General features: G+C 37.2%; 23 protein-coding genes and 6 pseudogenes. 19 read left to right on the forward strand and 10 right to left on the reverse strand.

The window, feature by feature from the left end:
* Window positions 1–61 precede the first annotated feature (61 nt).
* Window positions 62–274 (forward strand): annotated as a pseudogene (locus CEF20_RS17360) (hypothetical protein); the annotation flags it as partial.
* On the opposite strand, the gene CEF20_RS16780 reads toward CEF20_RS17360, so the two are convergent.
* The 4 genes from CEF20_RS16780 to CEF20_RS00020 all read right to left on the reverse strand — a co-directional run bounded on the left by CEF20_RS16780 (window position 189) and on the right by CEF20_RS00020 (window position 2,929).
* Window positions 189–458 (reverse strand): hypothetical protein, encoded by a 270-nt coding sequence (locus CEF20_RS16780; RefSeq protein WP_198508449.1) that lies wholly within the window; start codon window positions 456–458, stop codon window positions 189–191. The pseudogene CEF20_RS17360 and the gene CEF20_RS16780 overlap by 86 nt on opposite strands.
* 198 nt (window positions 459–656) lie before the next feature.
* Entirely contained in the window at window positions 657–896 is a 240-nt protein-coding gene (locus CEF20_RS00010; protein WP_100329941.1) for a hypothetical protein, read from the reverse strand.
* Window positions 897–1,064: 168 nt separating this feature from the next.
* Window positions 1,065–1,838: a TSUP family transporter gene (locus CEF20_RS00015; RefSeq protein WP_100329942.1), complete on the reverse strand. Its 774-nt coding sequence runs from the start codon at window positions 1,836–1,838 to the stop codon at window positions 1,065–1,067.
* 77 nt (window positions 1,839–1,915) lie between these two features.
* Window positions 1,916–2,929 (reverse strand): TauD/TfdA family dioxygenase, encoded by a 1,014-nt coding sequence (locus CEF20_RS00020; RefSeq protein ID WP_232713299.1) that lies wholly within the window; start codon window positions 2,927–2,929, stop codon window positions 1,916–1,918.
* A 176-nt stretch (window positions 2,930–3,105) separates the two neighbouring features.
* Here CEF20_RS00020 and CEF20_RS00025 point away from each other — a divergent pair.
* Both CEF20_RS00025 and CEF20_RS17610 read left to right on the forward strand, forming a co-directional pair.
* Window positions 3,106–3,878 (forward strand): annotated as a pseudogene (locus CEF20_RS00025) (TrmB family transcriptional regulator).
* A gap of 194 nt (window positions 3,879–4,072) precedes the next feature.
* Window positions 4,073–4,315: pseudogene (locus CEF20_RS17610) on the forward strand (helix-turn-helix domain-containing protein); the annotation flags it as partial.
* Window positions 4,316–4,578: 263 nt separating this feature from the next.
* On the opposite strand, the gene CEF20_RS00030 reads toward CEF20_RS17610, so the two are convergent.
* The 3 genes from CEF20_RS00030 to CEF20_RS00040 form a co-directional block, all read right to left on the reverse strand.
* A complete protein-coding gene (locus CEF20_RS00030) occupies window positions 4,579–5,337 on the reverse strand; it encodes an ABC transporter ATP-binding protein (RefSeq protein ID WP_100329943.1) in 759 nt (252 codons plus the stop codon).
* A 4-nt stretch (window positions 5,338–5,341) separates the two neighbouring features.
* Window positions 5,342–7,660: an ABC transporter permease gene (locus tag CEF20_RS00035; protein WP_100329944.1), complete on the reverse strand. Its 2,319-nt coding sequence runs from the start codon at window positions 7,658–7,660 to the stop codon at window positions 5,342–5,344.
* A 161-nt stretch (window positions 7,661–7,821) separates the two neighbouring features.
* On the reverse strand, window positions 7,822–8,448 hold the full coding sequence (locus CEF20_RS00040) for a TetR/AcrR family transcriptional regulator (RefSeq protein WP_100329945.1): 627 nt from the start codon (window positions 8,446–8,448) through the stop codon (window positions 7,822–7,824).
* A gap of 606 nt (window positions 8,449–9,054) precedes the next feature.
* Between CEF20_RS00040 and CEF20_RS00050 the strand changes: the two genes are divergently transcribed.
* The 5 genes and pseudogenes from CEF20_RS00050 to lepB all read left to right on the forward strand — a co-directional run bounded on the left by CEF20_RS00050 (window position 9,055) and on the right by lepB (window position 12,589).
* Complete coding sequence (locus tag CEF20_RS00050; protein WP_100329946.1) at window positions 9,055–9,453, forward strand: RidA family protein; 399 nt, start codon at window positions 9,055–9,057, stop codon at window positions 9,451–9,453.
* A gap of 216 nt (window positions 9,454–9,669) precedes the next feature.
* A pseudogene (locus CEF20_RS17390) lies at window positions 9,670–9,825 on the forward strand (transposase family protein); the annotation flags it as partial.
* Complete coding sequence (locus CEF20_RS00060) at window positions 9,786–10,145, forward strand: transposase (RefSeq protein ID WP_100329947.1); 360 nt, start codon at window positions 9,786–9,788, stop codon at window positions 10,143–10,145. The pseudogene CEF20_RS17390 and the gene CEF20_RS00060, both read left to right, overlap by 40 nt.
* A gap of 483 nt (window positions 10,146–10,628) precedes the next feature.
* On the forward strand, window positions 10,629–11,588 hold the full coding sequence (locus tag CEF20_RS00065) for a bile acid:sodium symporter family protein (protein WP_100329948.1): 960 nt from the start codon (window positions 10,629–10,631) through the stop codon (window positions 11,586–11,588).
* Between the two features lie 458 nt (window positions 11,589–12,046).
* On the forward strand, window positions 12,047–12,589 hold the full coding sequence (lepB, locus tag CEF20_RS00070) for a signal peptidase I (RefSeq protein ID WP_100329949.1): 543 nt from the start codon (window positions 12,047–12,049) through the stop codon (window positions 12,587–12,589).
* 347 nt (window positions 12,590–12,936) lie between these two features.
* On the opposite strand, the gene CEF20_RS00075 is transcribed toward lepB, so the two are convergent.
* Window positions 12,937–13,809 carry a LysR family transcriptional regulator gene (locus CEF20_RS00075; RefSeq protein ID WP_100329950.1) on the reverse strand — a complete coding sequence of 291 codons (873 nt, stop codon included), beginning with the start codon at window positions 13,807–13,809 and terminating at the stop codon, window positions 12,937–12,939.
* Between the two features lie 244 nt (window positions 13,810–14,053).
* Here CEF20_RS00075 and CEF20_RS00080 point away from each other — a divergent pair, with 244 nt between their 5' ends.
* Window positions 14,054–15,211 (forward strand): MFS transporter, encoded by a 1,158-nt coding sequence (locus tag CEF20_RS00080; RefSeq protein ID WP_100329951.1) that lies wholly within the window; start codon window positions 14,054–14,056, stop codon window positions 15,209–15,211.
* Window positions 15,212–15,742: 531 nt separating this feature from the next.
* Here the strand turns inward: CEF20_RS00080 and CEF20_RS00085 are convergent.
* A complete protein-coding gene (locus CEF20_RS00085) occupies window positions 15,743–17,221 on the reverse strand; it encodes an Lsa family ABC-F type ribosomal protection protein (RefSeq protein WP_100329952.1) in 1,479 nt (492 codons plus the stop codon).
* A gap of 318 nt (window positions 17,222–17,539) precedes the next feature.
* Here CEF20_RS00085 and CEF20_RS16915 point away from each other — a divergent pair, with 318 nt between their 5' ends.
* The 8 genes and pseudogenes from CEF20_RS16915 to CEF20_RS00120 all read left to right on the forward strand — a co-directional run bounded on the left by CEF20_RS16915 (window position 17,540) and on the right by CEF20_RS00120 (window position 23,494).
* The gene (locus tag CEF20_RS16915; protein ID WP_232713301.1) at window positions 17,540–17,722 is read left to right on the forward strand and encodes a hypothetical protein; all 183 of its coding nucleotides are present in this window, start codon (window positions 17,540–17,542) and stop codon (window positions 17,720–17,722) included.
* Window positions 17,671–17,942 (forward strand): annotated as a pseudogene (locus CEF20_RS17615) (transposase); the annotation flags it as partial. The gene CEF20_RS16915 and the pseudogene CEF20_RS17615, both read left to right, overlap by 52 nt.
* A 315-nt stretch (window positions 17,943–18,257) precedes the next feature.
* Complete coding sequence (locus tag CEF20_RS00095; protein WP_100329954.1) at window positions 18,258–18,629, forward strand: GntR family transcriptional regulator; 372 nt, start codon at window positions 18,258–18,260, stop codon at window positions 18,627–18,629.
* 5 nt (window positions 18,630–18,634) lie between these two features.
* Complete coding sequence (locus tag CEF20_RS00100) at window positions 18,635–19,504, forward strand: ABC transporter ATP-binding protein (RefSeq protein WP_100329955.1); 870 nt, start codon at window positions 18,635–18,637, stop codon at window positions 19,502–19,504.
* A 301-nt stretch (window positions 19,505–19,805) separates the two neighbouring features.
* Window positions 19,806–20,675 (forward strand): ABC transporter ATP-binding protein, encoded by an 870-nt coding sequence (locus CEF20_RS00105; RefSeq protein ID WP_100329956.1) that lies wholly within the window; start codon window positions 19,806–19,808, stop codon window positions 20,673–20,675.
* Window positions 20,668–21,279: an ABC-2 transporter permease gene (locus CEF20_RS00110; RefSeq protein WP_100329957.1), complete on the forward strand. Its 612-nt coding sequence runs from the start codon at window positions 20,668–20,670 to the stop codon at window positions 21,277–21,279. The genes CEF20_RS00105 and CEF20_RS00110 overlap by 8 nt, the downstream gene beginning before the upstream one ends.
* A 229-nt stretch (window positions 21,280–21,508) precedes the next feature.
* Window positions 21,509–23,014, forward strand: coding sequence for a multicopper oxidase family protein (locus tag CEF20_RS00115; protein ID WP_100329958.1), 1,506 nt, complete (start codon window positions 21,509–21,511; stop codon window positions 23,012–23,014).
* Window positions 23,015–23,158: 144 nt separating this feature from the next.
* The gene (locus CEF20_RS00120; protein WP_100329959.1) at window positions 23,159–23,494 is read left to right on the forward strand and encodes a zinc ribbon domain-containing protein YjdM; all 336 of its coding nucleotides are present in this window, start codon (window positions 23,159–23,161) and stop codon (window positions 23,492–23,494) included.
* A gap of 134 nt (window positions 23,495–23,628) precedes the next feature.
* Here CEF20_RS00120 and CEF20_RS00125 read toward each other — a convergent pair whose 3' ends face one another.
* Window positions 23,629–23,955: a four-helix bundle copper-binding protein gene (locus CEF20_RS00125; RefSeq protein WP_408607789.1), complete on the reverse strand. Its 327-nt coding sequence runs from the start codon at window positions 23,953–23,955 to the stop codon at window positions 23,629–23,631.
* A gap of 133 nt (window positions 23,956–24,088) precedes the next feature.
* On the opposite strand from CEF20_RS00125, the gene tnpA reads away from it, so the two are divergent.
* Together tnpA and CEF20_RS00135 are read left to right on the forward strand one after the other, a co-directional pair.
* A complete protein-coding gene (gene tnpA, locus CEF20_RS00130; protein ID WP_100331937.1) occupies window positions 24,089–24,487 on the forward strand; it encodes an IS200/IS605 family transposase in 399 nt (132 codons plus the stop codon).
* A 4-nt stretch (window positions 24,488–24,491) separates the two neighbouring features.
* Window positions 24,492–24,620 (forward strand): annotated as a pseudogene (locus CEF20_RS00135) (RNA-guided endonuclease TnpB family protein); the annotation flags it as partial.

Consider the following 24,620-nt stretch of genomic DNA (forward strand, 5'->3'; position numbering starts at 1 on the left):
GGCAAATCTTTGAGCAAACTTTATTCTCATTAAAAAAGTTGGGTAATGCCTTTGAAGTCAGATGTGGCAAGGGGTGAACGTGATTCCTCGCTTCTGCAAACTTTATTCTAATTTAACATGTGGCACGGGAGTTGGTGCGGATTATCAACCGTGGTTAAATATTCAAGATGTTTCTTCAAAGGGTCGGTCTACACGTTTAAAAGGTATGAAAACAAATAGAAAGCATAAATTTCTATCAGATTTGGAACGAAACTACTTTTATTTAACCAAATATTGAGAAAATGTTTTTCTAACGTCTTTACCCGATTCTTTTCCTCTATCAGTTCAGGATTCAACTGCTTTTTTGTTTGATTGAATTCGCGACTATTGGCGTTGAGGCAAACATCACGCCATGCTTCGATTTGTTCTTTATATAGCCCTTTTTTCCGACAGTACTCCGCTAGCTCTGCCGCATTCATTGCGAATGTTTCCAAGACGATAAGAAGTTTATCTTCATTATTCCACTGCTCAGATCCTTGTCCATCTATTTAGAGCTTGCGAGAAATTGTTATGAACTGCTTTGACGGTCCTTGACGATGCTAGGATGAAACGACGAAAGGAAGGATACAACGGAACCACACGGCGGCAGCTTTCAAATTTGATAAGGAAAAGCTGTTTTACTCGAAAATGTGAACATAAAACATATTTTGATCTTGTTCAGGTTCAATACTCACTTCTGTCTTGCCATTATCAATTTCACTTGCTTCATGCCGAATATAATCAAGATTAAGCCGTTGTAATACATAATTAGCAAACTTGTCTTTATGATTGCTTCTGTCTGGATTATTTAGCCGTCTTGAAATCGCTCCTGTGATCAAATCCCCAATTTGAACAGCAACAATTGATTCAGATACCACTCATAGCTTTTAAATGCAAATCATCTTTGTAATGAATGTTAAAACGCTCTCTCAATAATTGCCTTGTTTCTTCTATGTGAAGTTTATCTGATCCCTTATCTGCATCCTTATAGTAAGCTTGAATATTAACTCAATGTTGATTTTTAAACTGTATGCTCTTATTCCTTGCTATTTATTTACCATCACATAATCAAAAATATTTTTTCCAATTAAGAAAATAGTAACTGTAATAAATAATACTTTTACATAGGTAACCCCTTTTTTAATGGCGAAGTTAGAACCAACTAAAGCTCCTATTATCATAGAAATACCCATAGGTATACCATACGAATAGTTAACCATATCAAAGGAAATGAACATGATGAGGGCTGCAATATTACTTCCAAAGTTTAAGAACTTTGCGTTTCCTGCAGACTGTAAAAAATCGAACCCAATAATCAAAAAGGCAAACAAAATAAAAGAACCTGTTCCAGCACCTAAAAAACCATCGTAAAAACCAATAGCAAATATAACAAAAGTGAAAATAATCATTTTTTTCCACGTTAGTTTTCGATAAGTTGATTTTTTCCCCCAGTTTTTCTTTAGAATTGTATAAATAGTTACAGCTATTAAAAGGACTAATACTAATGGTTTTAATAATTCAGATGAGACAAAGTTGACCACTAAGGCACCTACTAAGGCCCCTGTAAAAATAAGGGGAAACAACTTAGCTACCAAGTGAAAATCAACTTTTCCTGATCTGATAAAGGCAATAGTGCTTGTTAAAGATCCCATAGTACTGGCTAACTTATTCGTAGCTATAGCTGCCGAAGGTGAGAGCCCAGAAAATAATAAAGCAGGTATAGATATGAGACCTCCACCTCCAACTACTGAATCAATAAAAGCTGCTAGAAATCCGAAACATACCAACAACAAAAGTGTATAAACATTAATATCTTCCATTTAAGGAACCTCCATATAAATGTGAACAAGAGCGATCCACACCTTATATTAAGAAAGGAGTTGAATCGCTCTGTTTGTTATTTTTGCAACTCAAGTTCGATTTTTAAAGGCATACAAATATGGCTCTTGATAGAACGGCTTGCACTAGACTTATTAAAGTCAATAACAGCAAACATTCTCTGTAACCATCGGTCTTTGCCATCATATTTTGGTGTAAAGGCAGTTCTGGCATGTGCTGCTAAATGATTATCTATAATGATAAGATCACCTGGTTTTAGAACCACTCCAGAAGAGACCGAAGCTAACGCTTTCTTTAGTTCTTCTAATGCCCATTGAGCTTCAGAATTTGTTCCCTTCATTAATGAGCCGTGTATACATAAGTTCGGCTGAATAATATTACCTGATAACACAGATGTTTGAATAGTTAGCTCAGGCGAGTTAAATGAAGAAGGCGGACTTAGCAGGTACAAAGGTTTTCTTAGTAAGTCAATCGCGTATCCTGGTAATAGTTCAAGGGCCTGTACAATAGAAGCCGTTTCTGTTTTTGCCTTTTGCTCATGATCTGACCGCAAGCATACTAAAGATAAGTAGTCCGGTTTATGCGGGTGGATTGCATCTTCAGTGTGATATGTAAAGAACACTTGTGATCCGCTATTTTCTAAATTAGTTTCTTTTCCTTTTACGGGACAAATATCATGAATAATCTGACCGTTTTTTTCATCTGCATAACCTATAGGTTCACCTAAATGTAACATAAATAAATATAGTAGCAGTTCACTTACATTCTCAGTTTTATTTTTAGAAGGTTCGCCATTGCTTGGAGTGTTTGGTAGTTCATTATCGGTTGGAAGGTTTCTAAATAACAGGGTTCCATGCCGATTTTTTTCTCGTTTGAAGCTGATGAGATAATCAATTATTTTTTCGGGAAGTTTATGGGATTCTTTTTCTAACTGATTCAATGTGCAATGATCTAGATGATTAAGATCAAGTTTGATGGAATGAATGAGTTGATTTAAGTCCGCCTTCTCTAGGTCTGTTAAAACCAAAATGTGTGAATTCGCTGTTTCCGACATTTGTAACGCAGGGTTCAATTTTTTCCTCCTAATGCAAAATTTTTAGTTACTATCATAATAGTAACTAAAAAAGAATTCCCTGTAAACGGTTAATTTAATAATTTTTTACAATTTATTATTTTCTCAAATAAAACGATTTTAAATCAATATTTGGTATGATAGGTGTGTAACTTACTAATTGTGCTGGAGGTACTATGCAAGATATAATTCAACAACTTCAATCTCTGGGTTTTAGTCAATATGAAGCAAAAGCCTATATTTCGTTGGTTCGTCAGGGACCTACGAATGCTTATCAAGTGAGTAAGGAATCTGGCATTCCCAGGGCACGTATATACGATATATTAAAAAAGCTTGAAGAAGAGGGAGTTGTAATAAAAGAGGAAATTAACGATACTATTCAATATTCGCCTTTACCTGTTGATGTATTCTTGGAGTCTGTTCAGTCAAAATGGGACAATACTTATCAATCTATAAGTAATACATTAAAAGAACTTGAAAAAACGGACCCTCTCCCTGATAACCGTGTGATCACTCTTAAAGGAGAAAGTCATATTCTAGCTTATTGTCGTACTTTATTACAAAGAGCAGAAAAAAGAGTTGTTGTTTCACTATGGGATAAGATGTATAAGAAATAAAAGATACAACCACACATTGTAAGCTTAAAGGTATTGTATTACAGGTTGAAAATCCATTAACGGGGTTAGACATTCATCGTAAGACCAGTTATGTAGACAATATTGGAGAGAATAAATGGTTTATCTTATCCATTGATGGTCGAGAAATGATATATGGCCCTTCTACTGAGGAAAGAGAAATAGCATTTTATACAGATGATCCAGTTCACATCTACCTTTTGGAGAACTATATTTGGCATGATATCCTGGTTAACCGCCTAATTAAAGAAACTAAGAAGGAGGATACTGAGAATTGGATATCGAAAGAAAGAGATGATTATTTTTCACTTTAATGAAATAATCTAACTTTTCCGCCTTACCAGGACCTGAATTTCTTAGATTGGGATTATAGTTTCACGTAGATATTTTCACTAATAATAAAGGGCTAGTTGTATAATCAAATGCAACAAGCTAAATAAGTGAAAGAGCCATGACAAACCGTGTATGATTAAGTCGACCAAAACACAATCATGACGGAGGTTGATCCATGGCTCAGGTTCATTCTACCCCAGAAAAACGCAACTTCAAACACCTTACACCTTATGACTGCGGCATGATAGCCGCACTTCGCGCAGAAGGAAAGTCTATGCAGTCCATCACTGAAGCGGTTGGCTGACATAAGAGCACCATTTCCCGTGAGTTGAAGCGAGGCACCGTCTTCCAGATGAAATCGAACGGCCAGCTGATTTACGAGAGGAACAGGAAAGCCTGCGGCTGCAATGTGAAAGTGTAGCCATTTTCAATTAGAAAAATAGATCAATTACCCTAATGTGAAACGGAAAAAGGCAATATTAAAAATGAGTCCGGTGCAATACCGAACTCATTTTACCCGAGCTGCCTGTTGAAATAACCGTGTCTAACTTTTGGGGGTCACTTCAAATGGCATGGGGTTCTTCTATTATGAAACCAGCGTTTGAAGCAAAATTTATTCTAAAGATACAGGTGGTGCATTTAAAGCAATATATAAATTTACGTTAAGATCTTTCCCAAGCATTATATGCCTAATTCTATCATTTTCATTGTAACTTTTTCGATCCTGGTATCCATATTAGTCCCGTCATACTTGGAGAGTTTCAGCTCGCTTACGATTTTTCCATCACGCATAAACAGAATACGTTCAGTCCGTGCAGCAACTTTTGCGTCGTGAGTTACAAGCAGAACTGTTGTGCCTTCCTCGTTGATTTCAGAAAATATATTCATAATCTCCTGCGCGGATTTCGAATTGAGAGCTCCGGTAGGCTCATCTCCAAAAATTATTTTCGGATTATTCATAAGTGCTCTGCATATCCCCGCCCGCTGAAGTTGACCTCCTGATACCTGTGTAATATCGTGTTTTTCCAGCTCTTCAATGCCGACTCTTTTCATAAGCGTTCTTGCCTTATCCAAAATACTTGCGACGTTTTTTCTGTTGTCACGCATCACAGGAAGAATGATATTGTCAATAATATTTAAATTTTTCAGCATAGTAGGTTGCTGAAAAACAAACCCCATTTTTGTTCTGCGTATGTCTGAAAGCTCATTTTCACTCATGACCGATAAATCCCCGTCTTCAAATACGACCTTTCCGCTATTAACATCATCCATTCCGCTTAGTGCAAACATCAGCGTCGATTTTCCTGACCCTGATGGACCCATTATCGCAACGAATTCGCCTTCGTTTATTTCAATAGAAACCCCATCGAGAACATTTCGCTTTTCCTCTCTCTCTCCGAAAGATTTGGTTATATGGTCACCGATAATAATCTTCTTCATCTGCTTACCCCTTTATATTTTCTGAAATTTTGATTTGTCCTGCTCCCGATGTACCACTTATTGTTGCGATTAGTACCGCACATATCATCATCAACGGATAAAGTAAATAGGCCAAAAGTGGATTAACCGTAAACTTAAACGAATCCGCTCCAAACGAGGAGATGATTGCCCCCGCAAGTATTTCTCCAAGAGTATTTGCCAAAAGCGTGCCTAATGCAATTCCGATAATTAGAACGAATATTGATCGTGAAATATACTGTATCTTGATATCTGATTTTGTAAAACCTAGTGCTTTCATGGCTGCAATGGAGGTTCTGTCTTTTGCAATAAGCATTTTCATAAATAACAGTGTAATTAATACCGTTATAATGAGCGAAACGACAACTGCTGTATAGGACGCTGTTTCGACAGAATGTATGGTTGAGCCAAATGTCTGTGTAATAAATTCATTAACGTCTGAAATTTTTGCATAACTAAATTTACTTGAGTATTCAAAAACTTTATTATCGACCATAGATGTATCCGAGAGTTCAGCAATGATAATACTCCACATAATATCTGCCGAATTATCGGTGAATACAGCCTTTGCAGTTTTCCCGCCATTGGTAATATCAGAATAGATCCCACTTACCGAAAAGTCTCTCTCCTCTCCTGCAATCACTAATGTCATGACATCGCCTATCTTTTTATTCAATTCATCGGCGTTTATAGATGAGAGGGCAATTTCGTTTTCTTTAACGGGAGCTGTTCCCTGAGAATATGCAATAGGAAACGCAGAATGGTCGCCTAGTTCGATTTTTAGATTTTCCTCCCTTCCGTCTTCCATTTTTACCTTGAATATTTTGGTTGTAAGAGTTGCATAATTGGAAATGGTACGGTCATTACTTATCTCATTTACAATCTCGTCCGTTTTTTCAGAGATATTTTGAGTCTGCTGTATGTCAATACGCATATCGTAATCACCGATACCCATATATTGTGTGAAGCTTTTTGAGGATATTGTGTTATACAAATTCTGTGGAACAATAATGATAAATGATGAAACGACCAATACCGCAAGCATGGTGGCGTAAAGCCTCTTCCTTGTGAGAACGTCTTTGATACCAAGAAAAATGTTCGTGTTAAATAACCAATTCCTATTCAAGCAAAAACGCTTTGCGCCTGAACTCTTTTCCTGTGAAGCACCAAAGCGAATTGCTTCCACAACGGATATTTTTTGAAAATGCTTTAACACGCCATTTACATAGAGAAGAATGGATAATAATACCACTAGTATGCCTATAATTCCGAAAAGAAGTGCAAAAGAAGCATTTTCGGCTTCCCCCATGGAAAGGCGTATATTTTCAAGTAGGATGCCTTTGAACAGAACCGAAAGTCCAAAACCAAGTATACTCCCCACCGCGGCCATCGCTACATATTTTACGAAGTAAATCCTTTTAATATCGGAAATACGTAGTCCTATTGCTTTCATGACACCAATTTCGTGGTAGTCATCTTCCATTTTCGAAAGGAGCGTAAAGCGAATGCAGATAAATGCGATTGCCACGACAAGTGCGCTTACAAAAAGTATAATGGCAATCATCATTCCATCTGAAAGTGCATTCATCATTTTGAAAAGCGTATATGTAACAGTTGGACCGTTCGCTTCTAGCTTTGCGGCAGCATAGGCAGTTTCAAATTCGCCAAGCGCAGACAAGTCTTTTAGCCTGAACTCAATCAAATATTCCAAACTTCCAGAATTTCTTATTTTGGCGTAATCTTTTTCACTGACAAGAAATCTCTTTGAAGCAGAGAGTGTAGAATTCATCTGCGAATCGCGAAGAAATCCTGCAACGACGAATTCCTGACCGCTTATTACAGCCTTGTCACCGACCTTTGTGATGTTTTCCCTCATATAGCTTATGGGAACATAAAGCTCACCTTCGGCTACATTTATGATGTTTCCATCAAGATCCAGAAGGTAATCGAAATTTTCGCTCTGTGTGCTAAAACCGTTATCCTGAACATTATCCGCTAATGAATTTTCGCCAAGTATAATTTGTGAGCCGTCTATGTTGAGAAATTCCATTACCTGAAATTCATCGACATTGTCATTCTGTTCTGCAAAAGATGTAAGCCGGGCATGATCAATTTCGCCCGAATGCATCTGTACAAAATGTGGAGTTTTAGCTTTTGTCATAAGAGTATCTAGTGCGCCCGAAAGATTAATGGATAGTATCGCCGCCAATGAGACCAGCATAGCTGCAGCAGCGACAAATATCATAGTTACCAGCGTAATCACTTTATTCTTTGAAAAATCATTTCCTATTATTCTAAAATACATAATTCACCTCTGTTTTCAAATTCGCTAATTTTACACTAAGAAGAATTCTGAAGTCACACATTTCAGCATTCCTTCGATAAAAATGAGAAATAATACTCTTTTGTCTGTGCAAAAAACCTAACCCATTCATTACTCCGGCTACTAAAGAATTTTTTTTCGAGCTATTCATTGCTACTAAACATTTGTATAACGGACATAAGACTCCCTTTTTCAACACCCAGCAGTCTTTCTACGTTGAAAATAAATGCCTGTATGCGGGTCGCACGATCCTCATTTGTCATTTGAACCATATCATCATCAAAAATAGTATTTGCATAGGTCACAACCATTTCCATACATTCATACGGGTATGGTGTGCTGAATACGCCTTGTTCAATGCCCTCACAAATGATTTCCGCCAATATCGGGGTAAGGCCGTTGATGATGATTTTCTGTATTTTCTGATGCATAAGCGCATTTTGAGGTCTATGAAGATGTTCCATAATTTCCTCGCTGCTTCCGCTGTTTAAATTCATTGACATGACCACACGGATAATACGATCGACTAAGGGGATCGTTTTGTCTGCAGCAACTTCTCGCGCTGCACCTAAAAGTCGGTCACTATAACGCTCAATCAGCGCATCCATAATATCTTCCTTTGATTTGAAATGATGATACAATGTGCCCCTCGCAATTCCTACCTTTTTGAGAATATCGTTTGTACTCGTACCGTCAAAGCCCTTCTTACCGAAAAGCTCATCTGCCGCGTCAAGAATTTCATTTTTTCGTACTTCCGCTTCTTTTCTCATTTTCTCCTCCTTTACAGACCGATTGCCTGTCGGTAAAATTGTAACACGCAGTATAAATCTGTCAAGTATGTTTTTGGAGATTAATTTGTTCTAGTATTTGATAAAAAAATACTACAGGAATTTATTGTATGAAGAGGTATGTTGATTTCCAAAAGAAGAACATCTAAAGTTGAATAGTGAATTAAACAAGGACGCGGGTCTGGCATGGAGGGGTTATAAGCCTTGGTTGGTTCTCCTCATTAGGCCGATCAACACGCTTGAAAGGGTTAAAACGGGCAGGCAACATGAATTTTTATCAGGTCTGGCACGAAACGACTTTTGTATAATTGAGTATGCACCGTTGATAGATTTGCGAAATAAAACTTAGATTAATATTTAAATTGCATAGAGAACCAATTTTCTATAAAATAATAATTATCAAAAATCTTGCCGTTTTAAGAGAGGGGAGTGTTTACCGATGAAGAAAAAATCACTTAAGTTTTTATCTCACGGATATGGATACTCCACTGCTGTTTTTTTCTAGAATTTTTTTAAGGGGTGAAGTGTGTCTAAATTTAACATTCTAGCAAAACTGCAGAAAAATCTTTTAAATGGCGAGGTAAATAAATGGAAAACGAAAAAATCACAAGAAAAAACCCATCAAGTACGCCTGCACCAGTAGGCAATTACACACATATTACCAAAATTCCAAGGAATGCAGAGTTATATGTTACATCAGGTCAAATCGGCGTAGATCGGAATGGACAATTTCCACAAACGATGAATGAACAAGTAAGTAATACGTTTATCAATATAAAAACAGTGATAGATTCTGAGGATTTAAGCGCTGAAAATATTATAAAAGTGAACATATGGGCTACTGAGAAAATCGATTGGGACTTTTTTGATTCTGAGTGGGAACAATTATTTGGAAATGATTATCCAGCAATGACGATTGGATATATTGCTGAATTAGGTTTACCTGAGATAAAAATTGAAATAGAAATTTGGGCAGCTAAAGTATAAAGTTCAAACACACTTCATCCAAACTATGAAGCTGTCAACAATGATTTAATTTTGGTGATCGCTCCAGAGGGTCGTTATACTAATAAATCATTCCCTCTGGAGATGCTCATCATGAATTTACAAAACCCTTATTTTCTTGTATTGCGTCTCTTCTTCCATGGATATCCATCCTTATGTTCTGTCTGATGCTCCGTGTGATCATACCCTTCCTGTCAAACAAATACCCATAGGAATCATAGCCGTTATTGGCGGACCTTACAGCATACTTCTGTTCTTTCGCTTTCCGTCTATCTTCGCGTGCGTTCAAGAAAGTTCTTTTGTGATAATCAAAGATGCACGCAGCGGATTTTCACAGAAAGAAAATATGGATAGAGAAGAAGGAGCTTTTTGAACAGCACAGCCTATTAAAATCATTGAAAGAACTCATTCAGTCCTTTCAATATCTGAAGAGTACAAAGAGAACGGCAGCTGCCCTAATAGATTGGGTGGCCGAAGCCGACAAAAGCAATATTGAAGAGATCAAGGCGTTTGTTCATTATCTCCGAACTGATTGGGAACCTGTCAAAAATGCGTTTACCTATCCTTGGAGCAATGGCCACGTAGAAGTACAAGTGCTGCGGCTAAAAGTGATTAAGAGACAGATGTATGGTTGGGCAAGCTTTGATTTGCTTTGCAGAAAGGTTCTGTATTAGTTGTCATAATACTTTCCTAAAAAATGTTCTTGATTATAGATGCGTCCCTAGAGAAAACTTCACCAAAATTACCGGAGAACCATTTTACAACCGTTGATTACAATCGCTTTTTTATATAGATTAATTTGAATCCTACTTCATTATTTTTCACAAGAAGCAAAGTAGTTGAGAGCCATGATACGCTATTCTACTTCGGCTGACCACTTGTGTTTCTTTACAATTAAAGTAAGAGTAAGATGCTACTAAAAAATGTCTACAGCAACATCTATCCTCTTAATTCCCAACCTGTTTTATTATTGTCAAAGCGCCTTTTCTTAAATCATTAAAGTATTGCATTTCGATGTTACCCTTCATTCCCCCACAGGCGCCTAACTAAAAAATATTTTGATCATGTAATTTATATAGTGATTCTAATTTTTTATTGATTATACATAACTTTCGGAATATAATGTTTTTTAAAACTATTTAAGAGGGGGTTCTCCAATGAATCAATTAGTTAAAGCCAGCACCTTCGCTGGAAATACATTTGCGGTTTGGGTGCTGTTATTCGCGGTTTTGGCTCTGTTTTTTCCTGTTCAATTTGTATGGATTGGACCTTATATTTCTTTATTATTGGGAATTGTTATGTTCGGAATGGGAATGACGTTATCATTAGACGATTTCAAATTAATTCTTAAACAGCCGAAAGGGGTAGTCATCGGGGTATTGGCGCAATTCATTATCATGCCGCTCCTTGCTTACGGATTGGCAAAAGGTTTGAGCTTGCCTCCTGAAATTGCGGTGGGAGTGATTTTAGTTGGCGCATGCCCTGGCGGAACAGCGTCAAACGTAATGACGTATTTAGCAAAAGGAAATACGGCATTATCAGTGACGATTACTTCTGTCTCTACATTGCTGGCTCCTGTGTTGACTCCAGCAATCATTTACTTGCTTGCCAGCGAATGGCTCCCGGTCTCCGCAAGCGATATGTTCGTATCTGTTGTCAAAATGGTTGTTGTTCCAATTGTGCTCGGGCTATTGGTGAAAGTTTTATTTAAAAAGCAAGCAGAAAGAAGTCTGGGAGCTATGCCGCTCGTGTCCGTTATCGCCATCGTTATGATTGTTGCGGCTGTGGTTAGCGGAAGCAGGGATAAAATCCTTGAAACAGGATTATTAATCTTCGCAGTGGTCATCCTGCATAACGCCTTAGGTCTATTAGCTGGATTTATTATCGCCAAACTCTTAAAGCTAGAATACCCGGATCAAAAGGCCATTTCTATCGAAGTGGGGATGCAAAATTCTGGTTTGGGGGCGGCATTGGCCGTAGCCCATTTTAATCCGGTCGCTGCCGTTCCAAGCGCGATCTTCAGCTTTTGGCACAATATTTCCGGACCGTTGTTAGCAACTTATTGGGGCTGGAAAGCGAATAAAAATACTGATAAAACGAGCAGCATTTCAGGATAAGGAGCAGAAACGCCGCAGCTTGTTTATGTGTTAATGAAGATCGTACTCGTTTTAGTCGTTCGTAAATGTAACCGTACTACTCACCGAACGTTGAACATGCCTAAGCACCTTGATCATGATGGAAGGAGGTTGTATAAATTCGATTAATCAGCATCCTGTTTTTATAAAAAAGATGGGTTAAAACAAAGTTTGATTAAAACAGCAACTATGGGTATTATACCCATAAGAGGTTTTTTCTGTTTTTATAATAAAGAACCGTTGAAATTTAAAACGGAGTTTAGTGTGATGTTGAAATAAAAATCAATTATTTTGAAAAAATGATCAATAATCCTGTATGGACATGTAGAATTCTTTCTACGCCATCTGGCCATTTACTCGAGCAGCTTAGCTAATGGTGTTTAGGTATTGGCGATGAAAAGATTAAAATATATGAATGATTTATGTTAGGGGGATGACTCTTGCAAGAAAGTACTAAAAAGGAAGCTTATTCTTGGATTAAATCAATTGCATTCGCTCTAGTTATTGTGTTTATATGCCGTGAATTTATCTTTACACCAGTGGTCGTTAAGGGTGAATCTATGGAACCTACATTTGGAAATAATCATAGGGTTGTAGTAAGTAAAACGAGCAAAATAGAAAGATTTGATATGATTGTTTTCAAAGCAACAGACAAAAATGAACAATATATTAAAAGAGTAATCGGTCTACCCGGGGATCGTGTGGAAATGAAAGATGATGTGCTATACGTTAACGGAAAGCCGTATGAGGAACCTTATGTGAAAAGAAATAATAATATGGAATTAAGCAGGGTTACTGGTGACTTTACATTAAAAGAACTTACTGGAAATGAGAAGGTGCCAAATGGTTATTTCTTTGTTTTGGGAGATAATCGATTGAAAAGTAGAGATAGTAGAGATTTTGGTTTTATTGCAGCTGACTCGGTTATTGGAGAAGTGAAATTTCAATTTTATCCGCTGCAAGAACTCGGTATGCCCAAATAATAGAATATCATTAAATAAAGAAATTAGTCCATCACGTTAATAATGAGCATGTTCTGATCAGTCCTTTTTTTAAATTAACTGTATGAGCCTCATTTGCTCAAACTTTATTTCAAAGCTACAGGCGTGTTTTTCACGAATAATAAAGGTGTTTGAAAAGTAGAGGAGCCTTTAAAAAAACAAAATAATTATTTAAAAGAAGGTATGAGTTTCGATTATCATACCTTCTTTTTCAGTTTCTTTCTATAATGAATGCTTCGATCTTCGTTACATTGATTTAAAGAGTTGAAGTTAGTATGCTACATATGCTATCGGGCAAAGAATATGTCTTCACAAGAGGCTTAGCTGTATTAGTCCCTCTTTTCCTCTTCTCCCGCCAATAAAAACTCTTTTAATTTTAATCCCAGTTTATGATTTTGTGTCACTAATGAAACCGTTCTTTTCCTTCCGAAATTAACAATGGGTAAAGCAAATAAATCAAGGTGACCGATGTTTTTGGCTGTTAATTCAGGAATAATCGTGATCCCCATTCCAGCGGTTACTGCTCCCAGAATAAAATCCCCAAAAGCTACCTCGCTTATTATAGTAGGCTTACGGCCAAGCAATTCTATTTGTTCGACAATATGCTTTCTTGTATCGCAAGGAGCTTGGTGGACAATGAATGGTTCATCACACAGTTCAGCAAGCTCAACCGATTTTTTTGACTGAAATCGATGCCCTAAAGGACATACAGCATAATAATGCTCAGTAAACAATTCACAACTCCATAGCGCTTCGCCAGTATATAAAGTGTCAACTAAAACGGCATCAAGTCTTCCTTCCTGTAATGCTTGTAACAATTCGCCGGAAGTATTTTCAATCCTTAAGGTTATAGTTCTATCCATTAATCGCAAACCCTTTAACCTTGAAGGCAGATAGTATGTGGCTATACTAGGCAGGCTGCCTATTGCTATCGGTTTATTCTGAGAAAACCGCTGCAGTTCTTGCCGAATGGCAGTGAACTCGGCAAGAACAGGCTTAATTCGATTATAGAAATGCTCACCAGCTTCCGTCAGCTCAATACCAGTTGATGTTCTATGAAATAAGACAACATCGAGGTTATTCTCTAAGTTTTGAATATGCTTGCTTAAGGCAGGTTGAGAAAGATTATTTTGTTTAGCCGCTTTAGAGAAGCTTTTTTGCTTAGCAGCTTCAGAAAAGCTTTGTATCCACTCTATATTCATCGCCTTCACCCCATGCTTTATAACGGTTTGTTATACCCTTATAAAATAATGATTGTTCCTTATATAAATGACTTTTAGTAAGCTTTCATACAGGGGATAGGTTTCAATTGTATCATAATTTTGAAGGGCGAATGTCAACACGGACCTTAACAAAATTAATTCGGTATTAGATTGCCTCTTTTCGAATATCCACATTTCAAGTCATTTAATTTTTCATGAACCGAATATTACCTTGGGGGTACTTATGAAAAACGTTTTAATATTAGCCATAGGCATGTTTGCCTTAGGTTTTGATGCTTATATTATTGCTGGTCTTCTTCCTGGAATTAGCGACACATATGATAAAAATGCATCACAAGTAGGGCAAGCGGTTAGTATATTTACTTTATTTTACGCCATATCAGCACCTTTGTTCTCTTCTCTGCTTGCTGGCAAACCGATAAAAAAAGTACTGTTATGTTCAATGCTCATTTTTACTGTCGCTAATGCTATTACAGCTTTAGCCCCAACCTTTTCTATCCTATTACTATCTAGAGCAATGGCTGGGGTAGGAGCTGGGTTGTTTTCTCCGTTAGCTGTAGCAGCCTCTGCACAGCTTGTTTCTAGCGAAAAAAAGGGGAGAGCTATCGGACTGACTATAGGAGGAATGAGTATAGGGACAGTGATAGGTGTGCCTTTAGGTCTCTATGTCTCTAATTTATTTAACTGGAAAATAGCCATGTGGCTTTTGGTTATTATTGGTGTCATAGCGGCTTTAGGCATGCTTAAATTCCTGCCTTATTTCCCTGCTGCAGCGCCGCCTGCGCTGAAGGAACGGTTAAAAATGTTTTTAGATAAAAGGGTTGCTATAACCGTGCTCATCACGTTTTTTGCCAGCGTAGCAAGTCTAGGCTTGTACACGTACTTATCTCCCTTAATCAACGAGATTTCAGTCTATAACAATCTGGCAGTATACCTTTGGGCTTGGGGATTCGGAGGCCTATTTGGAAGTATAATAATTGGTTATTTGATCGATCACTTTAAGAAACCAAAAACTTTAGTTACCATCATTCTAATTACATTAACATTATCAATTATTTGCATCCCAATAACGATTAATGTTCCTTTATTACAATACTTTCCTTTCTTTATCTGGGGAGCAATGGGGTGGGCTTGCCAAGCGCCTCAACAACATATATTGCTGTCATACCAACCTCAGAATGGAAGTTCAGCAGTAGCATTAAACAGTTCTGTTAACTATTTGGGAAGTGCAGTCGGTGCTACTCTAGGAGGGATGGTTCTGTCACTGGAAACGGGAAGTACTGCGCTAATTTATTTTGCTGTTTTATCTATGATATTCTCCCTATGCTTACAGTTTTATAGCACAAAAAGTAAAGGTAGAATAACAGAGCGCAGTAAGTGATGATTGAAAAGACTAGCAAGTTGCTTCAAAAGAGTCCAAACATCTGTAAAACTGTAAAGCCCATTTTGATCTATATTTCCAAATTCTACCATTTGTGGTATTGCCACTAACAGTTTTTATAATATCAGCTGAAAAATAGGATAAATCTAATTCGTTTATACAGACTTTTCCTTCGTTATCCCTTTAATGCAATTGTTCTTATTTTTCCAATAAACAGGGACACTGTCTAATTCTTCATTTATTGTGAATGCGGTGTTAAAATGGTTCTTACGCATTGTTGGTGAAGAAACTTATGATTATAATAAATGAAAGTAATTGTTCGGTTTTCATATACTTTCTTCTCTTTAACTAAGATATACAATGTGACGTCTATCTCTATTTACGCAAAAAATCAGCTTCACCCAAATTGCGTAAGAACCGACTTGATTTGCTGTTTGTAACGGATTCTTCTCTAACAAATTTATGTTTAGTCTTCATAAAAAGTTTGATCATTTCAGCTAGGCTCTTCAACTAAAACATCCAAGTGTTTAACTACATAGATATAATTTTCGTTGCAACTGTTTGTTGAAATGCCTGATCATGCTCAACGATAACCATTGTGGGATTAAATCTTTGAATAAGCTCTTCAATCTGCATGCGCGAATAAATATCAATAAAATTTAACGGTTCATCCCAAATATATAAATGAGCTTTTTCACATAAACTTTTGGCTATAAGCAGCTTTTTCTTTTGCCCGCCAGAATAATGGGATATATCTTTCTCAAATTGGATTCGATCAAAATCCATCTTACGTAGGATGGATTTAAATAACGTTTCATCAATCTCATGCTCTTCAATAAATTCCGATAACAGTCCCTTCAAATGAGAAGTGTCTTGTTGGACATAGGAAATAATAAGGCCTGAACCTAACTTCATTGAGCCTGTATGATGTATCGGATTTCCCAGGATTAGCTTTAGGATACTACTTTTTCCGCTTCCATTCTTTCCATCAAGTACAATTCGGTCGCCTTGTTCAACTTTAAAGCTAATTGGCTTATTTACTAATTGGTCATCGTACTTAACAGACACATTATCCAAAGCAATCAACTCACTTGACTGAAACTCCAATGGTTTTAATTTTAATGGCTCCGTTTCTTCCACATTTTTTAGCAGTTTTGACTTTTCCTCAATAGCTTTTTGTTGCCTTGATTCAAGGTTCTTGGCTTTCTTCATCATTTTTGCTGCTTTATGCCCTACAAAACCTTTGTCCAGCTTAGAACCTGAATTCGTTGACCCATTTTTGGACGATTCCACTTGATTAGACCAACCTGCTGAACGCCTTGAAGACTGTTTTAATCTTCCTATGTCTTTTCGCAGATGCTGATTTGTAGCCTTTTCGTGTTCCTGCTGTCGATCAAAATTTAACTTCCAAGAAGAATAATTGCCTCTTTGCACTTCAATATTGGCCCTGTTGATAGATAAGATATGGTCAACGCATCCATCTAAAAAGATTCTGTCATGTGAAATTAAAATAAATCCTTTTTTCTTCCTTAGATAAGCTGAGACTATCTTTCGTGCATCAGTGTCTAGATGATTGGTTGGCTCATCAATTAATAGAAATTGACCCTCAGTCAAAAAAAGTGCAGCAAGTAACACCTTTGTTTGTTCTCCATTTGATAATGTATTAAATGGCCGGTACATGACCTCGGCATCAACATTTAGATAGGATATTTCACGAAGAAATTCCCAATCTTCTGCTTGGGGACAAATTTCCTCAAAAATTTCATGAGTATACTTGCTTTTATCCGAAACGGGATAAGGAAAATACCTAAATTTTACTGAAGAAATAATTTTCCCGCTATACTCATAATTCCCTAATAATAAATTAAAGAATGTTGTTTTACCTCGTCCGTTTCTGCCGATAAATCCAAGTTTCCAATCCGTATCTATTTGAAAACTTACATCTTCAAAAATATTGTCAAAGCTATCTGGATAAGAAAAAGTTAAGTTTTGAACTTGTATGATTGACATGATAATTCCTCCTTTGTATATCAACACTTTTTACTTTTATACAAAGTCGGCACATCCATCTAGGTAAATTTCTCCGTATAAGTTTGATGGATATTAACGACTTATACGGAGTATTACATGCGTAACAATAGTGTCTGAATTGCTCATTTCTCTTGCTCCTTTATTTATTAGACCGATTGTAAAAGTAAGGGGGCAGCGACTAAAAACTTAAAAGCTTATGGCAGCTTCGTGTACAATGGATGTTCCTGCACACACCTTCACGGGGGCTGTCACGGGATATTAACATCTTACCACATTTGAACGCGCATAATGGAAACAATGTCCAAAAAGGGTGTTCTATCCGAAGAATGGCCGAAACGATTGGATGTTCTCCTTCGACTATTTTTTAAGAAATTAGGTGAAATCGATTGGTTGGAGAATACAAGCCGGAAGAGGTTCAAAAACAATGAAAAACAGCTGCCGCTGATCGCGGAAAGGAATTTAGTTGCTATGCTGTTTTAGAAATGGATTTTTATTTTGCTGAGCCCTGTTCTTCTTAGCAACGTGGCAGTAATGAGAATGCAAATAGTCTGTTGCCTGAGTTCTATCCGAAAGGCGCAGGTTTTAATCATCTTTCAGATAAAGAGCTCAATCAGGCGCTCTATCTAATAAATAGTCGTTCGCGTAATGCCCAGGTTGGCGGATACCGCATGAAGCATACACGGAGGAAGCGCTGCGCTTAACTTGCCAAACAGCCTATTCTTTTCTTTTGGACAAAAATATCCTTTATACAAAAAATGTCCAAAGGGGTAAAACGGTTAAACTTTATTTCAAATCCACACTATTATCGAAAAGAGTTAGAATGTCCAACTCGTATTATAATCTTATTCACCTAAAGCAACCGTCAGTTGAATAGTTTATATTGAGTATATATAATATCTAAAGATAAAGACTTGGATAATATATGAATTAGCTAGCAAGTTCATTTACCCATATTTTCAAGGCTTTCCGTGCCACATACAATAGATACACACGCTGATGAAAAGGAGGTATCTGTATGCAAGTCATTATATCTAACAGTTCAAAAGAACCGATCTATGAGCAGATTTTCAAACAAATTCAAGCTAAAATTTTGTCAGGTGAGCTAAAAGCAGGAACCGCGTTGCCTTCTATAAGGCAATTAGCCAAAGATTTGAGAATTAGTGTTATCACTACTAAACGGGCCTATGAAGAATTGGAGAAAGCGGGGTTCATATACTTAATTGTTGGGAAAGGTTCATTTGTAGCAGAGCAAAATTTAGATGTGATTCGAGAGAAAAAATTGCAAGCAATTGAAGAGCAATTAAGTGCGGTTATCTCCAATAGTAAGGAAATTGGGTTATCGTATGAAGAATTACAAGATTTATTAAAGTTGCTGTATGAGGAGTGAAAGGAATGGAAAATGTAATTGAGTTCCATGACGTTTCGAAAAAATTTCCAGCATTCTCTATAGATAATATAAATTTGCAGATAAAAAAAGGGTACACAACAGGATTTATTGGTCCAAACGGAGCTGGAAAGTCAACTATGATTCAGTTAATGATGAATTTATTACAACCGGATAAGGGAGAAGTTAGCGTGTTTGGGCTGGATTATGCCAGACATGAAAAGGAAATTAAAAACCGTATAGGCTTTGTGTACGACAGCAATATATACTATGAATCCCTGAACTTGAAGGATATTAGTAAAATTATTGCTCCAGCCTATAAACAGTGGGATCATAAGCAATTTAATAAGTATGTTAATCAATTTGAGCTGCCCTTAAATAAATCTATTAAAAATTTTTCTAAAGGAATGCAAATGAAAGCTTCGATAGCTATTGCCTTATCTCATAATGCAGATTTAATTATTATGGATGAACCGACAGCAGGATTAGATCCAACATTTCGCAGGGAATTACTAGACATTTTCCAAGAGTTTATGGTGAATGAGGGAAAGAGTATATTTTTTTCAACGCATACTACAAGCGATTTGGAGCGTTTTGCTGATTATATTATATTAATTGATAAAGGGGAAATTCTTCTTAATAAACGTTTGGATGAGATACAGGAACAATATGTCTTGGTAAAAGGAAGTGTGGATTTGCTTGACCGAGACACGGAAGCACATTTCATTTACATAGAGCGTTCTCAAGGCGTCTTTCAAGCTTTATCAAAAGATGCAGCAAAAGTACAAACAGTCTTTGGTGATCATGTTGTGATAGAGAAAGCTTCTTTAGATGAAATAATGTTTTATATGAAATCCGCACATAGGAAAAATAATTAACGATTTAATAATGAGGTTTTTATGCTAGGAACAAAATAATGACCATGCTTTCAAGACTTTAATGAAATATTAAGGTCTTTTTTTTGTTAAAAATCGGCCAAGGTGTAATTTAATATTGTATATATCGTTAATATAGATTATGATGTATATATATCATATACTCTATGTTAAGTGGATATGTGTATAGATGGAGGGATGTCTGGTTAGAGAATAATAAAGGTTAAATTTTATCAACTTTGTCGTCTAAGAGTCATTCTAACAACTCATATTAATTTGGATTTTATAATAAGGAGTGAGAAAAATGGAAAACATAGTAGAATTTAAAAATGTAAGCAAATGTTTTAAAGACTTTTCCTTAGAAAACATCAATTTGCAAGTAAAACAAGGCCAGATAACAGGGTTTGTCGGGGCGAATGGCGCAGGAAAATCAGTCACCATGAAGTTAATGATGAATCTTATGCAACCAGATTCAGGCGAAATAAAGGTATTTGGAAAAGATTATGCCAATCAGGGAAAGGAAATTAAGGAGCGCATAGGATTTGTTTATGACGGTAATGTTTTCTATGAAAGTTTGAGTCTAAAAGATATTCGTAAAATCATTGCCCCTGCCTATAGAAATTGGAGCGATAAACAATTTTATGATTATATCAAGAAGTTTGAACTCCCGTTAAACAAGGCGATTAAAACCTTTTCCAAGGGGATGCTGATGAAAGCCTCTTTATCAATGGCTCTATCTCATGAAGCTGAACTTATTATGATGGATGAGCCAACAGCTGGTTTGGACCCCGTTTTTCGAAGAGAGCTGTTGGATATTTTAAAAGCAATGATGGCAGATGGAAAGAGAACGATTTTCTTTTCCACTCATATAACCAGTGATTTAGAGCGGATTGCAGACAATATTACTTTCATTCAAAAAGGAAAAATTCTTTTCAATGAATCGATAAGAGATTTACAGGAGCGTTATGCATTAGTCAAAGGAAAGGCCAATTTGCTCAACCCCGGCATTGTAAAAAGTTTTATAAGTCTGGAACGTTCTTCTACTGAATTTCAAGCCATAACAAATAATGCAGAAGAAATAAGGAGATTATTAGGGGAACAAGTGGTTATGGAAGAAGCCACTTTGGAGGACATTATATTTTATACGAAAGGAGCTAGTCAACAATATGTTTAACTTGATAAAAAAGGACTTTGTTATACAAAAAACACAACTACTGCTTTTTATTCCGTTTATTATGTTTTTTGCAATTTTTGCCGGTCATATGAGTCCAGCTTTTATTTTTCTGTTGGCCAGCATGTATATACCGATAAATGGATATTTTTATGATGAACAGGTGGAATCTAATATCCTTCTTAATTCTTTGCCATACACGAGAAAAGAGATTGTTGCTGCAAAATATATCGGTGCCATTGCCTATATGATTTTATCAATAGGTGTAGCTGGTATCATTCTATATATCTTTAATTATGACTTTTTGATAATGGATATAGCCATCGCTATGGGGCTATTCTTCATTTTTGCCGCTTTTGCCTTTCCATTATTTTATATTTTAAAACCCGGTTATATAGGTGTGGTAATTATAGTTGGGATGATCACTTTAGCCGTTGTTCTGCCACCCCTTTTCCGGTTCTTGGCGAAACATTTCACAACGATTACAGATTTTCTTTCGAGCTTATCGACAACAGCCAGTTACCTTATTGGAGCCGCTATCTCTATTGGTCTTTATTTAATTTCTTGGATGGTAAGCCGATTTATTTATCAGCGGAAGGTGTTTTAATTGGTACGCTTATACAAGGTCTATAAGAATTTACCGAAAAAGGGGCTTATGAGACAGTCCCTTTTTTTACTGCTTTTTTATGGACGATCATGGTTTTCTCTTTTTACTGGATGAGCGCGGCGGTCGGGCTCTGATTAAATCTTCGTTTGTTCGTGCTCATATCTGCATTATTTCTCCATAATTATTTGTTACACTTCTTTTGAAAATGATCAAAAAGGAGACGAAGAGTATGAGGAATTATGCGTTGTCTGCCGTAATTTTAACGGGTGCTTTACTGATCAGCGGCTGCAATAGCCTGAATGAATACAATAGAGATCAAGAACCTGAACATATGAAAGAAGTGCATAGGGAAGAGCCTCGTCAGGAAGGTATGATGGGCAATGGACATATGAGCCATAACAGCCCAATCAGGCTGAATGATTCAACAGGTGAAAATGAATTAAAGATTCCCCCGGCTCTTAAATCGGAAAAGGGCGAAGAGGTCTCTTACACGATCAAGGCTCAAAAAGGAAAAACGGAGATATTTGATGGCTTTCAAACGAATACGTATGGCTATAACGGATCATTTCTCGGGCCGATGCTTCAGCTGAAGAAAGGGCAAACGGTTAAGATTAAGACAATCAACGAATTGGATGAGGAAACAACCTTTCACTGGCATGGTTTAGAGATCGCTGGAAGCGGTGATGGCGGACCGCATAGCGTGTTAAAGCCGGGCGAGGAAAGAACGATCGAGTTTCCAGTGACGCAGGCAGCTGCCACGCTATGGTTCCATCCTCATCCGGAGGGGAAAACCTCTGAGCAAGTGTATAACGGACTGGCTGGGCTTCTCTATATTAATGATGCTCAATCAGAGCGTTTGTCTATTCCTAAAGACTATGGAGCTAATGACTTTCCGTTGATTATTCAAGACAGAGTATTTGATGAAAATAAACAGCTGGATTATAGACGAGTGATGAATGAGGATGGAACGCTAGGTGACACTCTCTTAATTAATGGAACGGTGAACCCTAAATTAACGGTTCCCAAAGAGAAGGTGCGCTTGCGTCTTTTAAATGGATCAAATGCACGCAATTACACCTTTCAGCTTAGTAACGGGGCAGAATTCGAGCAAATCGCGACAGATGGGGGCTTGCTTAATCGGCCTGTACGGATGAACAAACTAACTTTGACGCCATCAGAGCGAGCAGAAATCATAGTGGACTTTTCCACAGTCAAATCATATGATAAGCTGGCTTTAGTCGATGAGCAAGGTGCTATCCTGTTGCCTTTTTCCGTCCAAACAGAAAAGAAACAAAAGAAAAGCGCAGAATTATCAACTCAAATGAATAATGTGAACATTCCTGAAGAAGATATGAATCTGCCTGTCACCAAAAGAGTGGAGCTATTTGGAATGGGGCGTCATGTCACCATCAATGGGAAGAAGTTTGACAGGAACCGAATCGATTTTACTCAGAAAGCGGGAGAAACAGAGGTTTGGGAGCTGTATAATAAACCGGATATGATGGGGGGAATGACTCATCCATTTCATATTCACGGAACCCAATTTAAAATCATTTCGGTAAATGGAAAACTTCCTCCAGAAAATGAACGTGGCTGGAAGGATACCGTAGCTTTAGAGCCTGATGAAAGGGTAAAGATTGCAGTTAAATTCAAAAACAAAGGAACTTATATGTTCCACTGTCACATATTAGAGCATGAAGATAATGGTATGATGGGACAAATTAAAGTAGAATAATCATAGAGTAGAAAGCTGTTTTATTAAGGGGCAGACTCTTAAATATTCATTAGGTCTAGAAATGTTTTCTGATTTGATGAAGCAGAGTCTGGCCATTTTTGTTGAAAACGTTAAGAGCGCACAAACAGAATGGAGGAGTAGGGAATGATCAATTTGCCAAATTGTCCGGAATGCGATTCAGAGTATACCTATGAGGATGGAAGTCTCTTTATATGTCCGGAGTGTGCTCATGAGTGGTCTCAAGAAGAGGAAGCGGAAGAAACAGAAAAGGTTTATCGCGATGCAAATGGAAATGTGCTACAGGATGGAGACGATGTCACTATAATTAAAGATCTGAAAGTAAAAGGAAGCTCGTCCGTATTAAAAATCGGCACAAAAGTAAAGGGCATTCGTTTAGTGGACGGCGATCATGACATTGACTGTAAAATTCCAGGCTTTGGAGCGATGAAGTTAAAATCTGAGTTTGTCAAAAAGGCTTAAATAATAGAAATAAAAGGGGATTAGACCCCCACGTCACCTTTTCTAGTCTGCTATACGAATCGAACTTCTAGATTTGTGAATGTTGTGGAAGTCAGTCCCCTTATGAGTCAATGCCTTTAATTCCACTTGTTCCATTAGGCACTCATTTTGCGGCATTCTTCCGCGCAGCGGAAGCAGACATCGGCGCATTTTTGGCAATGGTCATGATCGTGTTTTTGGCATTCATTGCCGCACGCTATACAAATGTCTGCACATAATTGGCAGATCTGTTTGGCAAATGGGCTGTCAGACTGCATTGACTTTGCGGCAAAGGCACATATATCTGCACATTCTCTCTCTAATCGGATGCAATCGGCCATCATGGTCACATCGTCCTCATTCAGACAGGCAACGTAGCAAACATTACAGGTTTCCGAACAAGAAAGCCCACACAGGTCGCAGACCGTCTTTGGACGTGGGATGATAGTGAGGTCAAATACGGAGTACCGCATTTAACCGTAAGGTTTTGCGGTACTTCAAGTATTGGAAAACTCCACTATATTTATTTTTATATATTTGTTGTCGTTTATAGTGAAAACTGATAAAAATATAAACATGGAAGATTATAGAAGAACTACTACAACCGTATCATTCATTAACTATCATTTTGTGTTTTGTCCTCGATACAGAAGAAAAATATTTCTTGACAACAAGGTAGAAAAGAGATTCAAAGAAATGGTGCACGAAATATGCGAACCACTAAAAATACAAGTGATTGCTTTAGAATGTGACAAAGACCATGCACACATGTTTCTCAATGTACTACCTACACTAAGCCCTGCAAACATCATGGCAAAAATCAAAGGAGTGACATCTAAACAGTTGCGAGAAGAATTTCCGCACCTGCGACACCTGCCAAGTTTGTGGACACGTTCTTATTTTGTTTCTACTGCTGGAAACGTATCAAGTCAAACTATAAAGCGATATGTTGAACAACAAAAAACAAGGGGGTGAAATCATGTCACAAACAATCACTGTAAAAATCAAATTGCTACCTACTAAAGAACAGGATTTGACTTTGACCGAAATGAGTAAAACATACATTTCAACAATCAACGATCTTGTGTCTGAAATGGTAAAAGAAAAG

Source organism: Bacillus xiapuensis, from assembly GCF_002797355.1.
GTDB classification, from domain to species: domain Bacteria; phylum Bacillota; class Bacilli; order Bacillales; family Domibacillaceae; genus Bacillus_CE; species Bacillus_CE xiapuensis.

What these genes read in the sequence shown, in the direction of transcription:
- CEF20_RS00050 (WP_100329946.1), top strand. Translation starts at nt 9,055, where the DNA reads ATGGAAAACGAAAAAATCACAAGAAAAAACCCATCAAGTACGCCTGCA.
- CEF20_RS00075 (WP_100329950.1), bottom strand. Translation starts at nt 13,809, where the DNA reads ATGAATATAGAGTGGATACAAAGCTTTTCTGAAGCTGCTAAGCAAAAA.
- CEF20_RS16780 (WP_198508449.1), bottom strand. Translation starts at nt 458, where the DNA reads ATGAATGCGGCAGAGCTAGCGGAGTACTGTCGGAAAAAAGGGCTATAT.
- CEF20_RS00030 (WP_100329943.1), bottom strand. Translation starts at nt 5,337, where the DNA reads ATGAAGAAGATTATTATCGGTGACCATATAACCAAATCTTTCGGAGAG.
- CEF20_RS00080 (WP_100329951.1), top strand. Translation starts at nt 14,054, where the DNA reads ATGAAAAACGTTTTAATATTAGCCATAGGCATGTTTGCCTTAGGTTTT.
- CEF20_RS00085 (WP_100329952.1), bottom strand. Translation starts at nt 17,221, where the DNA reads ATGTCAATCATACAAGTTCAAAACTTAACTTTTTCTTATCCAGATAGC.
- CEF20_RS00065 (WP_100329948.1), top strand. Translation starts at nt 10,629, where the DNA reads ATGAATCAATTAGTTAAAGCCAGCACCTTCGCTGGAAATACATTTGCG.
- CEF20_RS00015 (WP_100329942.1), bottom strand. Translation starts at nt 1,838, where the DNA reads ATGGAAGATATTAATGTTTATACACTTTTGTTGTTGGTATGTTTCGGA.
- CEF20_RS00110 (WP_100329957.1), top strand. Translation starts at nt 20,668, where the DNA reads ATGTTTAACTTGATAAAAAAGGACTTTGTTATACAAAAAACACAACTA.
- CEF20_RS00095 (WP_100329954.1), top strand. Translation starts at nt 18,258, where the DNA reads ATGCAAGTCATTATATCTAACAGTTCAAAAGAACCGATCTATGAGCAG.
- CEF20_RS00105 (WP_100329956.1), top strand. Translation starts at nt 19,806, where the DNA reads ATGGAAAACATAGTAGAATTTAAAAATGTAAGCAAATGTTTTAAAGAC.
- CEF20_RS16915 (WP_232713301.1), top strand. Translation starts at nt 17,540, where the DNA reads ATGTCCAAAAAGGGTGTTCTATCCGAAGAATGGCCGAAACGATTGGAT.
- CEF20_RS00035 (WP_100329944.1), bottom strand. Translation starts at nt 7,660, where the DNA reads ATGTATTTTAGAATAATAGGAAATGATTTTTCAAAGAATAAAGTGATT.
- CEF20_RS00040 (WP_100329945.1), bottom strand. Translation starts at nt 8,448, where the DNA reads ATGAGAAAAGAAGCGGAAGTACGAAAAAATGAAATTCTTGACGCGGCA.
- tnpA (WP_100331937.1), top strand. Translation starts at nt 24,089, where the DNA reads ATGGAAGATTATAGAAGAACTACTACAACCGTATCATTCATTAACTAT.
- CEF20_RS00120 (WP_100329959.1), top strand. Translation starts at nt 23,159, where the DNA reads ATGATCAATTTGCCAAATTGTCCGGAATGCGATTCAGAGTATACCTAT.
- CEF20_RS00060 (WP_100329947.1), top strand. Translation starts at nt 9,786, where the DNA reads ATGCACGCAGCGGATTTTCACAGAAAGAAAATATGGATAGAGAAGAAG.
- CEF20_RS00100 (WP_100329955.1), top strand. Translation starts at nt 18,635, where the DNA reads ATGGAAAATGTAATTGAGTTCCATGACGTTTCGAAAAAATTTCCAGCA.
- CEF20_RS00115 (WP_100329958.1), top strand. Translation starts at nt 21,509, where the DNA reads ATGAGGAATTATGCGTTGTCTGCCGTAATTTTAACGGGTGCTTTACTG.